Source organism: Austwickia chelonae (assembly GCF_003391095.1).
GTDB lineage: Bacteria > Actinomycetota > Actinomycetes > Actinomycetales > Dermatophilaceae > Austwickia > Austwickia chelonae_A.
Window position 1 is genome coordinate 2,162,182 of sequence record NZ_CP031447.1, and the last position, 15,073, is coordinate 2,177,254.

The following is a 15,073-nucleotide window of genomic DNA, read 5'->3' on the forward strand; positions in this document are numbered from 1 at the left end:
CCAGGGATGGGCGTGGTGCGCGGCGCTACCTGGGCGGTGGCCTCGGCCCCCCGTGTGTTGTTGTCGGCAGGCTCCGTCCTGAAGGTGGGCAGGCGGCGACGCGGGTCGGTCATGGCCAGTGTCCGTCCGGGGCGTGGGGCTTCTCAGCTACGCCACGCCCACCAGGACGAACAGAAAAAATAGGATCACTCTTGGGCGGCGGCCGTCGACAGGGCTCGCAGAGGGAGTTCCTCGTGATCCAGCACGATGTCTCGGCGCCGCCTGTGCCGTCTTGGGTTCCGCACCCAAGCACACACCACGATCAGATAGTGGCCCTGGCTCAGCTCGCCCACTTGCTCGACGCGAAATGACTTCCTAGCCACCGGTCCACGATGCTGTAGAAGTTCGCGGGGTCGTCGCGCCGGATGCAGTGGCCGACGCCGTCGAGATATTCGAGGTGTACCAACGGGTTGTCGATGCCGTGGCGGGGCACGGTGAGCGCTCCGTCGGCGTCGTAGACGACCAGCGTCGGAACAGTGAGGGCGTTGTACGCGGTCGCAGCGTCGAGGTCTCCGAGGTCGAGGCGATCGATCATGCGCAGGTCGACCCTGGTCTTGCATTCGGCCCAGGCCTCGGTCTCCACGGTGGACCAGCCAGCGGCTTCCTGGCTCCGTACCTGCTCGGCGGCACTGTCCACGTCGGTGAAGGAGGCGAGGAAGCGTCGCTGATCGCGAGTGAGTCGTGCGGAGGTGACCGGGCCGTCGGTCAGGGCGGGGTCTTCCAGGACCAGGCCGGTCACGAGGTCCGGTCGGCGCAGCGCGGTGGCCGCCGCGATCCGTCCGCCCAGGGAGTGCCCGACCACGACTCCGGGTCCTTCTTCCTCCAATACGCCGATCAGGTCGTCGATGAAGGTGGTGAACATGGTGGCCAGGGAGTCGGTGTCGAAGCGCGGCGATCGGCCATGGCCGCGTTGGTCGACCGCGATCACCTGCCATGTCTGCGCCCAATGGGCCGCTGCGTCGGGCCAGCATGTCCCGGCATCTGTCAAACCGTGCATCAGGAAAAGGTTCGGGTTCTCCTGCAGGCCATATACATAGCGGCTCAAAGCTGCATCGCTCACCGCCGGACAGTAGCACCCGGCACCGGCTGTATTTCCATGACCTGGCTCGAAGGCGGTCGGATGTCCTCCATCTCGGTCGGGCAGAACTCCGGTCCTGGCGTGTGTCACCTCGTTGCGACGGAAGGCTTTCTGCTTTCCCGTGGGAAAGTCCGCCACCCCACGATGACGGCCCCTGCGCCGATCAGCGCAGCGACGGCGAAGTTGAGCTGAAGCCCGAGCAGCGCGCCTGCTGTACCGCCGTGCGCGGTGGAAGCTGCCTCGAAAAGCATTCCCACCAGGGGTGTTCCGGTCACGAAGCCCAGATTGCGGGCCACGTTGAGCAGACCTGCCACGGCACCTTGGTGTTCGCGTCCGGTCTGCATCATGATCGCAGTGTTGTTGGCCGCCATGAACAGCTGGTTGCCCGGGGTGAGGGTGATAGCGAGGAGCAGGAACCCGGCCAGGCCGATCAGTGCTGGGGCGACGATGAAGCCCATCGAGGCGACGGTGATCAGCCCGAGTCCGACCAGCACCACTGATGCCGGGCCTCGCCGGTCGACGATCCGGCCGGCCGGTACTCCCGACAGGATGGCGGCGATCGGCCCAACGGCCATCGACAAGCCCATGGCCGTGTTGTCGAGCCCTAGACCGCGGGTCAGGTAGAAGGGCGGGACGATCGTGAAGGTCATCATGATGATGGCGACGGCGCAGGCCAGCACGAGTTGAGGCAGGATATTCGCCGTACGCAGTACGGCGAAGTCGACGAGGGGTGCGGTGCTGCGCAGTTCGACCCGGACGAAGGCTATCGCCGCAGCCAGGGCGATACCGAGGAGTGCGAGTATGCCGAAGATGCCGCCGGGCCGGAGGGTCACTGCGGCGGAGTAGGTCCCCAGGAAGGTGGAGAGTAGGGCGATTCCCAACACGTCGAAGGTTCTGCTTCCAGCTGGGTCAGGTCGGGGGTGCCGCAGTGCTGACGCCACGAGAAGCAGGTTCGCGGCGGCCAATGCTGTCAACAGGATGAAGACGCTTCGCCACCCCCAGGCGGCTACGGCGAAGCCGCCTACCGCGGGCCCCAGCGCCATGCCTGCGGCCATCGACGAGCCGAGCAGGCCCATCGTGCGGCCGGCTTTCTCCGGGTGGACGGATTCTCTGACCAGGGCCATGGGCAGGGTGGTCATCGCAGCCGCGCCGAGGCCTTGGAGTGTGCGGGAGGCGACCAGCATCCCGAAGTTCATGCTGAGCCCCGCCATGATCGTGGCGGCGGCGAAGAAGCCGATCCCGGCGATCAGGACACGCCCTCGCCCCCATTGGTCGCCGAGCCTGCCGATCAGTACGACCAGGACGGTGCTCGACAGCAGGTAGGACAGGGTGACCCATTGGCTGGTCTCCATGGAGATCCCGAAGTCGGTGGTCACTTCGGGCAGCGCGACATTGGGCATGCTCATCGCGAGCGCGGCTACGGCGGTGGTCAGTGCGAGGGCTGGTACGGCGTTCGGCGGTGCTGGTTGTCCGTTGTCGTCGGCTTTCCTTGCCATCGGGTTGCGACCTTCCGCTGTCAGGATCGGGTTCGCACCACCCCACCTCCAGATGCGAATCATTCTCATTTGCGCTGAGGGTATCCGCCCCCGACATCGACGAGCAAATGCCCTTCCGACGATCAATACCCCAGATATGCAGCAGACGACGGCAACCCCGAACCGCACATCACCCCAGCAAGGCACAGCCCCGGACGGACCACTCGCCGGAAAGCACCTCACCGGTCACGATTCAGCGCTCAGATGAAGTTGCACGGCCGGCGACAAGTGCGCGACGAGCACTTCGAAATCCACCTCGGCGAGCAGAGGAAGCTCGATGAGATACCTCACGAAGGCGACACCAATCAGATGTGTCATCGCGAGAATCAGATCTGCTCGGCGGCCATCAACGACCGCCGCCACCTCCGGATCGGACAGCACCCCGTCGATGAAGGAGCTCAGCTGCGCGGCAGCAGCTTCATTGGTCAGCGCCGACCGACCGAGTGCCTTCATCCGGGCACCTGTTTCCGCACTCTCCCACAGCCAGAGGTACCCGCGCGCAAGACGCTCCCCCTGCTCCCCCTCGGGAGCGGACAGTGCTTCCAGGACGACGAGACGAGCCTCATCCGGAAAGCCAATGGCTGCAGCGAACAAGGCTTCCTTACTGCCGAAATAGTGCGCAATGAGCGCCACGTCAACACCCGCTTGAGCTGCGATGGCACGCAGGGTGGTGCCGCGAAAACCGCTCACTCCGAAAAGCCCACGCGCAGCATTCAGGATGCGATCTTTATTTCCTCCGTCGCCGCCAGTCGGACGTCCACTACTTTCACTGCGCATTGACATGCGTCCAGAATATCGCGATCTCAACAACCGTTGACTTCAACAAGCGTTGAGATAATACTTCAAGTGATTTGCCGTATCTGTCGGAGCTCGCATCAAGGATGCATCATGACCAGATCATCATCGACTACACGCCAAAACTGGGCAGCCGCCATAGCTTTGAGCATCAGTGGATCCATTGGCATTGCATTACTTGTTCTCGCATTCCTCTGGCCGAGCAAGACCTCCTCTCCGCAGAATATTCCACTTGTCGTCGTCGGCCCAGAAAAAGCAGCAACCATGGCCATCGACACCCTGGAGAAGAACGCACCAGGAGTTTTCCTGCCCTCTCGAGCCTCCCAGCGCGCAGATGCCGTGGACACCATCAAGACCCGTGAAGCGTACGGCGCACTCATCCTTCAGGCACCACCGGGGAAACCCGAGGTCCTGAAAGCGACAGCCGCGAGTCCAGCTGTTGCACAAGCACTTACCGGGATCTCTGCGCAGATGCAGGCCCAACTGCAAGCACAAGCCGCCGCGACAGGAGCACCGTCCACCATGGCGACGGTGACCGTCACCGATGTTGTCCCTCTCGCCAAAGAGGACTCCACCGGGGCAGGCTTGGCAGCTTCAGCATTTCCCTTAGCCATCGGTGGAACAGTTGGCGGGGTCCTGGTCCTACTTCTCGTTACCGGAGCTGCTCGACGAATAACTGCCCTGATGGGTTTTTCTACTTCTTCTGGGATACTCCTCGCCGGAATATTGCACCCGTGGTTCGGATATCTGTCCGGAAACTATGGCCTCAATGCACTTGCCATCAGCGCAGCACTCTTTGCCATGTCAAGTTTCATCGTCGGAGGTGGCGCACTCTTCGGTCGAGCCGGAATGGCTGCGACCGCAGCTTTCACGGTTCTTTTCGCCAATCCCATCGCTTCTGCGGCGGCTCCCTGGGAATTCCTGCCGACTCCTTGGGGCACCATCGGGCAGTACCTCGTCCCTGGGGCAGCGAATCGGCTGCTCCGTTCCCTGAGTTATTTCCCCGAGGCTGCCACCCATGCCCAATGGGTCACCTTGCTCGTCTGGGCTGCAGCCGGAACAACCCTTGTCCTGTGGGGGTCGACTCGAACGATCGACAACGATGAGGTCGGGGCAGCCGCCGAGCACTAGCGTGGACTCCCATGAGCGGACTCCTTCCTTCCCCGTCGACCCCGACCGACAGCAGGAGCGAGGACGCCTCCATCGGTGACCGCGCACAGGAGATCCTCGCCAGAATCTTCGGTTACGACACCTTCCGCGGGGAACAGGCGCAGATCATCGAGCATGTCTCCTCCGGCGGAGATGCCGTCGTTCTCATGCCGACCGGTGGCGGAAAATCGCTCTGCTACCAGATCCCCGCGCTACTACGTCCGGGCACCGGCATCGTCGTCTCCCCGCTCATCGCACTCATGGCCGACCAGGTCGCCGCACTCGATGCCGTGGGAATCCGGGCAGCATTCCTCAACTCGACCCTGAGCGCCGGCGAAGAACGCAACGTCGAGAACAAGCTCCTGGCAGGACAGCTCGACCTGCTCTACCTGGCGCCAGAACGCCTCGTCCTCCCCCGCACGGTCGACCTTCTCCAGCGGGCCGACATCGGATTGTTCGCCATCGATGAGGCCCACTGCGTCTCCCAATGGGGGCACGACTTCCGCCCCGACTATCTCGGCCTGTCGATCCTCGCCGATCTCTTCCCCACCGTCCCACGCATCGCGCTCACCGCCACCGCGACCCGAGCCACTCACCAGGAGATCACCGAGAACCTGCGCCTCGACCAGGCCGCACATTTCGTTTCCTGCTTCGACCGGCCGAACATCCAGTACCGCATCGAGCCCAAGGACCGGCCCCGCGATCAGCTGTTGGCCTTGATCCGCAACGAACACGCCGGCGAATCGGGGATCGTCTACTGCCTGTCGCGAAAGAGCGTCGAGCAGACCGCGACCTGGCTCGCTGACCACGGCATCCCCGCGGTGCCCTATCACGCAGGGCTGGACGCCGCCGTCCGCCGCGACCACCAAGAACGGTTCCTCCGGGAGGACGGCCTCGTCGTCGTGGCGACGATCGCCTTCGGCATGGGTATCGACAAACCCGACGTGCGTTTCGTCGCCCACCTGGATCTACCGAAGTCCATCGAGGGCTACTACCAGGAGACCGGCCGCGCAGGCCGGGACGGGCAACCGGCGACGGCCTGGATGGCCTACGGGCTGGGCGATGTGGTGAGCCAGCGGCGATTCATCGACGCCGGCGAAGGCGACGACACCTTCAAACGCCATGCCCGCGCCCATCTCGACGCGATGCTCGCCCTGTGCGAAAGCGTCACCTGCCGCCGGGTCCAGCTGCTGCGTTATTTCGGTCAGGAATCGACGCCGTGCGGCAACTGCGACGTCTGCCTGAATCCGCCGCAGACCTGGGATGGGACGATCGCCGCCCAGAAGCTGCTGTCGACCCTGATCCGCCTCGATCGAGAACGCCACCAGCGGTTCGGCGCCGGACAAGTGATCGACGTCCTCCTCGGACGGGCATCGGACCGGTCGCGCCGGTCACGACATGACGAGCTGAGCGTGTGGGGCATCGGCGCAGACCTCTCGGAACACGAGTGGCGCTCTGTACTCAGGCAGTTGGTCGCACGCAGCATCGTCGAAGCAGTGGGTGAGTACGGCGTCCTCACTCCCGGACCAGGCGCAGAGCCCGTCTTGCGAGGCGAGGCAGCCGTCGAACTCGCTGTCCACCGTTCCGCGACGAAGACACGACGTGCGCGTCGCCAGAACACCGCCCAGGGCAAGGCGACCACGCCACGCGCAGCCGAATCCCTCGATCAGGCCGCCCGGGAGATCTTCGAGCGCCTCCGCACCTGGCGCACCTCGGTGGCCCGGGAGAAGAAGATCGCCCCCTACATGGTGTTCTCCGATGCGACGCTGGTCGGCATCATCGATGCACGTCCGACGAGCACGGCCGACCTCGCCGCGGTCAGTGGTGTCGGTGCCAAGAAACTTGCCGAGTACGGCGAGGCCCTCCTGGCCGTACTGGAGGACCGTCCGGCTGTCGAGGGTCACTGCGGCAGTCTTCCCTGACCGGTTCCGAGAGCGGCGTCCTGGCCAACGCCGCCGTCCACGTCCTCCTGGCCCTGGTCCAGCCCCGACACGGCTACGCCGTGATGCAGTTCCTCGAGGCCGAGAGCGGCGGCACCATCACGATGGGGCACGGCTGGACCTTCACCGACGCCCCACCGGAGGAGGCCATCTTCGACCTCGCCTACGAGGCGGCCCCCTCCGCCGACTACTTCGACATCTTCATCGCTGCCGGCTGGACCCCCGTCCTGTCCGTCGCCGACTTGCATATCTTCAAGGCCGCGCCCGGCACTCCCCCGGTCCACACCGCCTATGACTCCCGACGTGACGAACTCGTGCGTCAGCGAGACAACTACATTCGCTACAGCGCCATGGGGATAGCGATCTTCGCCCTGACCGCTCTGATCACGGCGACAATCTCCTGGTACTTCGAACACGAGAAGCCCGTCCTGCTCATGTCGGGAATCCTGAGCTTCGGATGCATCCCAGTCGTCTACACCGTGCTGCCCCTTCTCGGTTATATGACTCAACTCCGCAGACTCACCCCCGACACGCAGTAGCGCTTCGTTCAACACCCCCATCGCTATCCGGCACGCCAAGGAGTCTCCGGCGAGATGCGATTGAATGACGCCATGGAACCGGACCACAACGCTCCCTCAGCCGCCTTCGAACGGCAGGTACGCCAAGGCTGCCTGCGGGCCGAACGTCTGGCTTCCCAGCTGACGGGCGGCGACAGCGACACCGCGCTGCGTCAGGTGCGCAAGACGTGGAACGAGACCGAGTTACCCTCCCGCTGCGCCCAGGCCTGGCAGACGATCTGGGACGCCGTCAAGGCCGCCGGCCCGACATCGCCGGTCATGACCGCGGCAGAGCGTCGCCGCTACACCGCCCTGCCCGACCCGGTCACCCTCTTCCGCGGATGCGGCCCCGGCGGTGAACACGGCTGGTCATGGACGGTGGATAGATCCATCGCGATCGACTTCGCGCTCCGGTACGGAGACGAAGCGGCGTCAGACTACGTACCGCTGCTGTGCACCGCGACCGTGCCTAAGTCCGCAGTGCTCGCCTACCTCCTCATCGGCGGGGAGGACGAGGTGATCATCGACCCGCACGTCCTCTCCCCCGCCACCCTGGCGACGGAGCCACTCCCGCGGAGTCGATGACCCCGCGGACCATGCCTACGTTGCGACCCCAGAGACCTGGGATCGACCCTCACCCAGCGGAACAACGTTCCACGTCGTTCGCGCTCATCTCTCGAGCGAGGACCCACTCGATGGCCCGAGCCTCGAACCGCAGGGTCGAAATCGAAGATTCGGAATGACTTGAATACTCCCGCGTTCTGAACGCGAATGACGTCCGATCAATCCGACAGCAATCGACGAGGTCCTGTCGCCTCAGTTCGATCGAGGCGCGCGCCAGCGGGCGAAACCGCCCTCGGTGTTGAGGACCTGACCGGTCATCCAAGACCCGTCATCGGCGAATAGGTCGTCGGAATCCCCGGCTCTCGCACCCATGGGCTAGACCTCTGACCCGCGCACCCCAAGGAGGGCGACGGCATCCGCGACAGCAGTCGCGTACTGATCGCGGTCGAAGACGAAAGGGCCGAACCCACGACCAGGCCGGAAGGGCTGAGAGAAGTTCGACCACATGACATGGGTTGGGCGCGTGTCTACCGTGGCCTCCAACGGCCAGCAGCCGACTTCTCCGCAGTCGCAGCCGAGCAGCCAAGCAGTGCCTGGGCGTGGCCACTCATGGTTGTCGAGGCCGAGCAGGTAGGTTCGAAGGTCCCCGAAGTTGAAGAAGGCTGGCACCAGCCCCCCATAGCCGCCGTGAGGATCGTGGTTGCGAGTGACCTCGAACTCGGTCACCAGATCGATCAGGGTGCACCCGTTGATGACCGGGACCATGCTCGCCGGTGTCTCCTCCGACACCTGAAAACTGATCTCGTCCATCACGAGAACAGCATCTCACCCACGACCCGTCTGCTGTCGAGGCGTCAGTTCCCGCCTCGACAGCCGCAGCCAGTCAGGCCCCTGCCGGACCGGAACTACACATCGAATCTAAATTCAGCCGCGTTCCGGCACGTACAGCCATCTGGCTCAGGCCGCTCTCAGCCCGTCGCCCAGAGCGGGTTATCGCACCAGCCGTCGGGGACCCCCATGCGGGAGATCGGGACGATCGTCACCGCAGGGAAGCTCTTCACTACAGCAGGGAGCATCCTGCTTCGACCCACGCCGAGCTGGTCCGACAGGAACGGGATGAGGGTGAGCCGGGCGAAAGTGCGGTTCTGCTCCTTCGACGCCACATCGAGGTCCGGATGAATCCCCGCGTTCGGCAGTTTCGGCGTGATCGTGTGGACGCGGTTGAAGAGGCGTCCGTGGTGGGCACATGTGTTGCGGACGAGATTGAGCGCCTTAAGCCAGCTCGTCAACTGCGGCGCTCTCAGCCCGCACGCACCGGCAACAGCGTCCTGAACTTTCCGGGGGGGAGAGAAGCCGTAGAGGTAGGTCAGGCTCCCCCCCAGTCCATGAGCTCAGTCGCCGCCCAAACGGGCAGCCGTCCGCCGTACTTCTGACGATGGTGGTGGACGAAGTCCTCGCGTGATTGTCTCAATTCGTTCTCGTAGCGACGCACCCACTTCGAGTACTAGTCGCCTTGTCGGGCGGTGGGGCCGAGCTTCGACGAATTGAGGTGCGCGCACGGGTCGATGTGCCCGAGCTTGTCCCCGAGCAGTGCACGGATGGCCAGTTCGACCGTGGCCAGAGCCGCGAACGTCGAACTCGTACAGCGCGACGACGTCGCTAAAGTGCGCGCCGTCGCAGAAATCGTCCTCACGCCCAGAAGACTTCTGCTTCCGGAACGGGTACCAGTAGTCACTGAGACGGTAGTAGTTCATCCTGCAGAGCGTCTTTGCCGCGACCTCCCGGTCGCCGATGTCCATGCCGCGGCCAGCCAGGATGTCCACCTGTTCGGCATACGACTTGTACGCCTTGACGTCGTCGTCCACGAACACCGCCTGAGAAAAATGAAGACCGGCCCTGGACCTACTGAGGTAGGCGGAACCGGTCGTAGTTCGTCGAGTCTACGTAGTCGCTCGAGCGCTCGCAAGGAAGCCGTAGCCAACGTGGTTGCGATCCGCTTCGTCGAAGATATGTGCCCTTGAGATCCACGCAGGTCACCATGCATCGACACGTGGCCGGACGCTCCACGAGACGAGACGAGGCGGCACTCGTCGTCTCGCTGATCAGACGTTGAACCTGAACTCGACCACGTCACCGTCGGCCATCACGTAGTCCTTGCCCTCCATCCGGACCTTGCCCGCAGCTTTCGCCTCGGCCATCGATCCGGCCGCGAGCAGGTCTTCGAAGCCGACGACCTCGGCCTTGATGAAGCCGCGCTGGAAGTCGGTGTGGATGACACCGGCCGCCTGCGGGGCAGTCCATCCCTGCCGGATCGTCCAGGCGCGGGCCTCTTTCGGTCCGGCCGTCAGATAGGTCTGCAGACCCAAGGTGCGGAATCCGGTGTGCGCCAGCTTGTCCAGCCCGGGCTCGTCCACCCCGACCGACTCCAGCAGCTCCTGGGCCTCTTCGGGCTCCAGCTCGGTCAGTTCCATCTCCAGCTTCGCGTTCAGGAAGACCGCTTCCACCGGAGCCACCAGCGCCTGCAAGCGCGTCTTCTCCTCCTCGTCGACCAGCTGGTCCTCGTCGACGTTGAAGACGTACAGGAAGGGCTTGGTCGTCATCAGGCCCAGTTCACGCAGCTCGGCCAGATCGATCCGGTCCTTCTTGCTGAACAGGGTGTCCCCGGCCTCAAGGATCTTCCGAGCCGCGAGCGCCGCATCCAACAGGGCCTTGTCTGCCTTCTTGGCCTTGACCTCTTTCTCCAACCGCGGGACGGCTTTCTCCAGGGTCTGCAGGTCGGCGAGGATCAGCTCGGTGTTGATGGTCTCGATGTCCGAACTCGGGTCGACCTTGCCGTCGACGTGGGTGACATCGTCGTCGACGAAAGCCCGGATGACCTGGCAGATGGCGTCGGCCTCGCGGATGTTCGCGAGGAACTTGTTGCCCAGCCCCTCGCCTTCGCTGGCGCCGCGCACGATGCCGGCGATGTCGACGAAGGACACCGTTGCGGGGATCGTCCGCTCGCTGCCGAAGACCCCGGCGAGCTGATCGAGCCGCGGGTCAGGCAGGGGGACCACGCCGACATTCGGTTCGATGGTCGCAAAGGGGTAGTTCGCGGCGAGCACGTTGTTCTTCGTCAATGCGTTGAACATAGTGCTCTTGCCGACGTTGGGGAGTCCGACGATGCCGATGGTGAGAGCCACGAGGTGGGAGTCTACCGGTCGGGCGTCGATGCCTCGGTCGGCTGTCCGGCCGGGCCGGGTCGACGGAAGTTCCGATATGCCTGAGGTGTGTCGGTACGTTCTGCCACAGTGGGCGACATGACCGGTTCGCCTTTGGGTTCCTTCATCGCGCTGGTGTGTACAGCGGCATTGGGCGCTGTCATCGCCTGGCTGCTCGCGACCCGCCGGCAGGCCGCGCAGATCGCAGCGTTGACGACGGAGCGGAACATCCTGCACGAACGGGAGGCCCACTACGCAGAGCGGCTCGCTCAGGTCCAGTCCACCGTCGACGAGGACAATGCCACGGCGGCCGCTCTGGCCCCCCTGCGAGATGCCATGTTGCGGGTGGAACGCCAGGTCGGTGTCCTCGAACGCGATCGGGTCGAACAGTACGGTCAGGTGGCCGAACGACTCGCCGAGGTCAGCACCCAGACCCACGCCTTGCGACGGCAGACGGCCGGTCTGGCCGGCGCGTTGAACTCCTCCCAGGTGCGTGGCGCCTGGGGCGAGACCCAGTTGCGTCGGGTGTGCGAACACTCCGGGATGCTGCCGCACTGCGATTTCGACGAGCAGGTCAGTGCGGTCTCCGACCATGAGGCGACAGTGCGCCCGGATCTGCTGGTGCGGCTGCCGGGGGAGCGGTGCCTCGTCGTGGACGCCAAGGCCCCGTTGACAGCTTTTCTGGCCGCCCAGGCCGATGATCTACCCGGCTCTCGACGGTCCGAGCTCCTCACCGACCACGCCAAGGCGTTACGCGCGCACGTCGAAACGCTTTCCGCGAAGAGATATTGGTCGGCTTTCTCCACGTCACCGGAGATGGTGATCTGTTTCGTCCCGGCGGACGCGATGCTCGCCGCGGCGCTTTCCGCCGACCCCGGCCTGTACGACACGGCCCAGTCACGCAAGGTCGTCCTGGCCAGCCCGGCGACCTTGTTGGCGCTGCTACGCAGCGTGGCCTTCGCCTGGCGGCAAGATGCTCTGGCGACCAGTGCCCGTGACCTGTTGGCCCTCGGGGAAGAGCTCTACGAAAGGCTCTCCACCCTGCACGAACATCTGTCGAAGATGGGGGGCAGCCTGCGGCGCTCCGTCGATCACTACAACGGTCTCGTCGGCGCCTTGGAGGGGCGGGTCTTCGTGACGGCTCGACGCATGCATGACATGGGGCTGGCCGGGAAACCCCTGGCAGAGGTCTCCCCGGTGGAGGCAACACCGCGGCCGATCACCGCAGCAGAGCTGCTGTCAGCGCAGGAGTCGGGGCAGGCCCCGGAGAAGCCTCAAGGGCTGCCCCGGCTCACCAGCCCGGACAGCCCCTCAGCTCAGCGGAGCACTGCCTGACCTTTCGGCCAGGGCAAGCACCCCAGATCAGGGAAGCGCGCTCCGGTAGATCTTCTCCAATGAGGAAGCGATCGCCGTCGGCCCGAAGCGGGAGACCGCCGAAGCCCGGCGGGCTTCGTCCGCAGAACGGTCGGCCGGCGAAGTCAACGCTTCCTCGATGACCCGCGCCACTTCGGTCGGGTCGGTCGACTCGACCAGGTGCCCCAGCCCGGGCTGCCAGATGTCGCGAGGGCCACCGCTGTCGGTGGCGACAAAAGGTACCCCGGCGGCGAGCGCCTCGATCATGGTCACCCCGAAGGTCTCCACCTCGCTGGTAGAGACGAGCAGCGCAGCCCCGGCCATCTCCTCAATGATCTGAGAACGGCTGCGCTGGCCGACGAGCACCCCCGATCCGAGGCCCAAGGAGAGAGCGATGCCGGTCAACCTGGCCTGGTCCGGGCCGGATCCGATGATCCGCAGCGAGTGCGCGGCCCGCACCTCTTCAGGCAGTTCGGCGTAGGCCCGCATCATCAGGTCCATGCGCTTGTGCGGGGTGAGTTTGCCGATACAGACCACCGGTCCGCGGGCATGTGCCTGGACATCTCGGAGCCGGAAGTCGTCGACAGCGACGACATTGGGCACCACCGTGACCCGTTCCTTCGACACCGGAAGCGCCTTCGCCTGGGTGGAGCTGACAGCGACGACCCACCAGGAATGGTCGAGCACCCACCCGGCCAACGCAAGCTCACCGGCGGAGTACTGACCACGCAGATAGGCGGTCATGTGCTCGGTCATGATGAAGGGGATGTAGTTGTCCTGCGCGAAACGCTCCGTCGCCACCCCGGCCGGGAAAACATTGTGGGCGTGAATGATGTCCGGTTTGCCTTCCCGGGCCATGAGCGCCTTCATCTGCGAGATCATGCGGGCGACAGCGACCTTCGTCCCGACAGCGTCGTGCACGATACGGCCGGCGCCGGTCGCGGAACGAGCAGCAGAAGCAGCAGCACCTTTCAACGGGACCGGGCGTAGTTTCCGTCGCGCCTGCCCTGGCAGGGTCGACGCGGCAGGCAGCGCCGTCACGGCAGCCTTCACCGGCATGCGACGTGCGCGGCCCCGGCGAGGACGCGGGTGACGTTTCGGCTTGGGGACTTTGGAGAGCACGGCACGTGCCGCAGGTTTGGCCTTGTTCGCCAGCGGGCGCAAGGACGGCGGCAGGGATTCGATCACCCGTACCTGGTGCCCCGCTGCGGTGAGGGCAGCCACCTGATCCGCGACGAATGTGCCGTGTCCTGGATGTGCGGGCGTCGGGTACTCCCCGGCCACGACCCAGACCTTCATGCAGTTCTCCTCGTGTGATCGCTGTTCATGCACGTAGAGCCTTCACGACGCTCAAACCGCCGACCCCGGCTGCGATGACCGAGACAGCCAAGGACACCCCTACATATGCCATCTGGTCGACCAGGACACGGCCTTCGAACGACCATACCGAGGACAGCAATGCGACGACGAGAGGGATGGTGACTGCGCCCCATGCGCGGGCCAGCCCGGCCCCGGAAAGGGTCATCACCCACAGGGTCCAGTAGAGACAGATCAACAGGCCGGCGACGCTGTAGGCCAGGATCCCCAGGTAGGGGCCACCCCACCAGAGCCCGAGCGCCAACGCGGGGATCCGCAGTCCGGCCTCGATCCAGGACAGCAGGAACTGTCGTCGAACCTCGTTCTTCACCGCGGCATATCCTGACAAGGGGGAAGAGACGAAGTTGACCATCAGATAGGGGGCCATGATTCCGCAGATGAATCCGGCGGTCTCCCATTTGCCGTCGGACCAGATCAGGTTGAAGGCCTCCCGCCCGAGCAGGGTGACCGGGACGAAGATCATCAGGGCGATCCCCATCAGCACCGTGGCGAGTCGCACCATCGCCTGGGAGGTGTCCTGGGAGTCGCGTTGCATCGCGGCGAAACGCACGTAGAAGACGCTGGCGACGGCCTGTCCGAGCATCGCCACAGGGACGGCCAGCAGCATCTGGGCGAAACCGAACTGGCCGGCGAAGTTCGGTCCGTAGAGCATCGTCACCAGCGGAGACACTGCTCCGACGGTGACCGCGTTGAGCACTGCTGGTAGCAACATCCACGTGGGGAACTGTTTCCATGCGCGAATGAGACCGAAGTCGACCCGACCTCTCAACGGCAGGGTGCTGCGCCGAATCATCATCGACACAGCAGCGAGCCGGCCCAGCCCGTAACCCAGCCCCAGTCCGGTGGAGGTGAACCCCACACCACCGAGGCCGACCTGGGTGCCTGCGGTGAAGACTGTTCCGGCGATATTGGCGTCGCTCATCTGCCGGAACTGCTTTTTGCGACTCTGGTAGGCCCGCAACGCGGTGAAACAGGCGCTGGCCCACACCACGAGAGGCGCGATCAGCACGGAGAGCCGGTACTCCTCCGGGACGGCCCATCCCCCGACGGCCAGGGCGACCGCGATCGGGAGGCACAGCAGGGAGGCTCCCGTGGCGAGGACAATGACCAACCGGGTGATGTCATCGGCGCCTTTTTCGTCCTCTGCCAGCGGAATCGTCATTTCCAGGCGCAGGGTCGCGACCATGGCGACGATCGTGGCGAAGGCGACGAGGTTACGGAAGGTGGCGAATTCGGCGTCCGAATACCAATGACCGAGGAGGACCTGCGCTCCCAGCTGGATGGCCATGACGACGGCAGTGCCACCGCCGAGCTGGGCGACATGGCGCCCAGCACCACCGTCCCCGAGTCGAGCCAGGGACGACAGGCGGGCGAGCCTCCCCGGTGAAGGGGGGCTCTGTGAATGAGCGGGTTCGGTCACAGGCCTGATCCTAAGCCGACTCGGTCGGACGTCCGTCCACGAGCATCCAGCCCCGTGTTCATCACG

General features: G+C 64.9%; 15 protein-coding genes and 1 pseudogene. 5 read left to right on the forward strand and 11 right to left on the reverse strand.

Going from position 1 to position 15,073, the window contains the following annotated elements; genetic code table 11:
• Nucleotides 1-319 precede the first annotated feature (319 nt).
• The 3 genes from DX923_RS09455 to DX923_RS09465 all read right to left on the reverse strand — a co-directional run bounded on the left by DX923_RS09455 (nt 320) and on the right by DX923_RS09465 (nt 3,435).
• On the reverse strand, nt 320-1,099 hold the full coding sequence (locus tag DX923_RS09455) for an alpha/beta fold hydrolase (RefSeq protein WP_116114400.1): 780 nt from the start codon (nt 1,097-1,099) through the stop codon (nt 320-322).
• 104 nt (nt 1,100-1,203) lie between these two features.
• A complete protein-coding gene (locus DX923_RS09460) occupies nt 1,204-2,613 on the reverse strand; it encodes an MFS transporter (protein ID WP_162872890.1) in 1,410 nt (469 codons plus the stop codon).
• A 225-nt stretch (nt 2,614-2,838) separates the two neighbouring features.
• Nucleotides 2,839-3,435: a TetR family transcriptional regulator gene (locus DX923_RS09465; RefSeq protein WP_116114404.1), complete on the reverse strand. Its 597-nt coding sequence runs from the start codon at nt 3,433-3,435 to the stop codon at nt 2,839-2,841.
• 276 nt (nt 3,436-3,711) lie between these two features.
• Here DX923_RS09465 and DX923_RS09470 point away from each other — a divergent pair, with 276 nt between their 5' ends.
• The 4 genes from DX923_RS09470 to DX923_RS09485 all read left to right on the forward strand — a co-directional run bounded on the left by DX923_RS09470 (nt 3,712) and on the right by DX923_RS09485 (nt 7,678).
• Nucleotides 3,712-4,578, forward strand: a complete 867-nt coding sequence (locus DX923_RS09470; protein ID WP_116114406.1) for a hypothetical protein — start codon at nt 3,712-3,714, stop codon at nt 4,576-4,578.
• Nucleotides 4,579-4,589: 11 nt separating this feature from the next.
• Nucleotides 4,590-6,518 carry a DNA helicase RecQ gene (recQ, locus tag DX923_RS09475; protein WP_116114408.1) on the forward strand — a complete coding sequence of 643 codons (1,929 nt, stop codon included), beginning with the start codon at nt 4,590-4,592 and terminating at the stop codon, nt 6,516-6,518.
• 83 nt (nt 6,519-6,601) lie between these two features.
• Nucleotides 6,602-7,075, forward strand: coding sequence for a DUF2812 domain-containing protein (locus DX923_RS16475; protein ID WP_205413017.1), 474 nt, complete (start codon nt 6,602-6,604; stop codon nt 7,073-7,075).
• 54 nt (nt 7,076-7,129) lie between these two features.
• A complete protein-coding gene (locus DX923_RS09485; RefSeq protein WP_116114410.1) occupies nt 7,130-7,678 on the forward strand; it encodes a hypothetical protein in 549 nt (182 codons plus the stop codon).
• A 354-nt stretch (nt 7,679-8,032) separates the two neighbouring features.
• On the opposite strand, the gene DX923_RS09495 is transcribed toward DX923_RS09485, so the two are convergent.
• The 6 genes and pseudogenes from DX923_RS09495 to ychF form a co-directional block, all read right to left on the reverse strand.
• Nucleotides 8,033-8,470, reverse strand: a complete 438-nt coding sequence (locus tag DX923_RS09495) for a hypothetical protein (RefSeq protein ID WP_205413018.1) — start codon at nt 8,468-8,470, stop codon at nt 8,033-8,035.
• 155 nt (nt 8,471-8,625) lie between these two features.
• A complete protein-coding gene (locus DX923_RS16720) occupies nt 8,626-9,039 on the reverse strand; it encodes an Abi family protein (protein WP_346218102.1) in 414 nt (137 codons plus the stop codon).
• On the reverse strand, nt 9,024-9,149 hold the full coding sequence (locus DX923_RS16725) for an Abi family protein (RefSeq protein ID WP_240322586.1): 126 nt from the start codon (nt 9,147-9,149) through the stop codon (nt 9,024-9,026). The genes DX923_RS16720 and DX923_RS16725 overlap by 16 nt, the downstream gene beginning before the upstream one ends.
• 12 nt (nt 9,150-9,161) lie before the next feature.
• A complete protein-coding gene (locus tag DX923_RS16730) occupies nt 9,162-9,350 on the reverse strand; it encodes a hypothetical protein (protein WP_240322855.1) in 189 nt (62 codons plus the stop codon).
• Nucleotides 9,346-9,456, reverse strand: a pseudogene (locus DX923_RS17015) (Abi family protein); the annotation flags it as partial. The pseudogene DX923_RS17015 and the gene DX923_RS16730, both read right to left, overlap by 5 nt.
• A gap of 303 nt (nt 9,457-9,759) precedes the next feature.
• The gene (ychF, locus tag DX923_RS09505; protein ID WP_116114412.1) at nt 9,760-10,839 is read right to left on the reverse strand and encodes a redox-regulated ATPase YchF; all 1,080 of its coding nucleotides are present in this window, start codon (nt 10,837-10,839) and stop codon (nt 9,760-9,762) included.
• 117 nt (nt 10,840-10,956) lie between these two features.
• Between ychF and rmuC the strand changes: the two genes are divergently transcribed.
• Entirely contained in the window at nt 10,957-12,192 is a 1,236-nt protein-coding gene (gene rmuC / locus DX923_RS09510; RefSeq protein WP_116114414.1) for a DNA recombination protein RmuC, read from the forward strand.
• A 27-nt stretch (nt 12,193-12,219) separates the two neighbouring features.
• Here rmuC and DX923_RS09515 read toward each other — a convergent pair whose 3' ends face one another.
• Both DX923_RS09515 and DX923_RS09520 read right to left on the reverse strand, forming a co-directional pair.
• Nucleotides 12,220-13,509, reverse strand: coding sequence for a glycosyltransferase (locus DX923_RS09515; protein WP_116114416.1), 1,290 nt, complete (start codon nt 13,507-13,509; stop codon nt 12,220-12,222).
• Nucleotides 13,510-13,534: 25 nt separating this feature from the next.
• Nucleotides 13,535-15,007: an oligosaccharide flippase family protein gene (locus DX923_RS09520; RefSeq protein ID WP_116114418.1), complete on the reverse strand. Its 1,473-nt coding sequence runs from the start codon at nt 15,005-15,007 to the stop codon at nt 13,535-13,537.
• Between the last annotated feature and the right edge of the window lie 66 nt (nt 15,008-15,073).

What these genes read in the sequence shown, in the direction of transcription:
- DX923_RS09485 (WP_116114410.1), top strand. Translation starts at nt 7,130, where the DNA reads ATGCGATTGAATGACGCCATGGAACCGGACCACAACGCTCCCTCAGCC.
- DX923_RS09460 (WP_162872890.1), bottom strand. Translation starts at nt 2,613, where the DNA reads ATGGCAAGGAAAGCCGACGACAACGGACAACCAGCACCGCCGAACGCC.
- rmuC (WP_116114414.1), top strand. Translation starts at nt 10,957, where the DNA reads ATGACCGGTTCGCCTTTGGGTTCCTTCATCGCGCTGGTGTGTACAGCG.
- recQ (WP_116114408.1), top strand. Translation starts at nt 4,590, where the DNA reads ATGAGCGGACTCCTTCCTTCCCCGTCGACCCCGACCGACAGCAGGAGC.
- DX923_RS09470 (WP_116114406.1), top strand. Translation starts at nt 3,712, where the DNA reads ATGGCCATCGACACCCTGGAGAAGAACGCACCAGGAGTTTTCCTGCCC.
- DX923_RS09465 (WP_116114404.1), bottom strand. Translation starts at nt 3,435, where the DNA reads ATGTCAATGCGCAGTGAAAGTAGTGGACGTCCGACTGGCGGCGACGGA.
- DX923_RS16475 (WP_205413017.1), top strand. Translation starts at nt 6,602, where the DNA reads ATGCAGTTCCTCGAGGCCGAGAGCGGCGGCACCATCACGATGGGGCAC.
- DX923_RS09515 (WP_116114416.1), bottom strand. Translation starts at nt 13,509, where the DNA reads ATGAAGGTCTGGGTCGTGGCCGGGGAGTACCCGACGCCCGCACATCCA.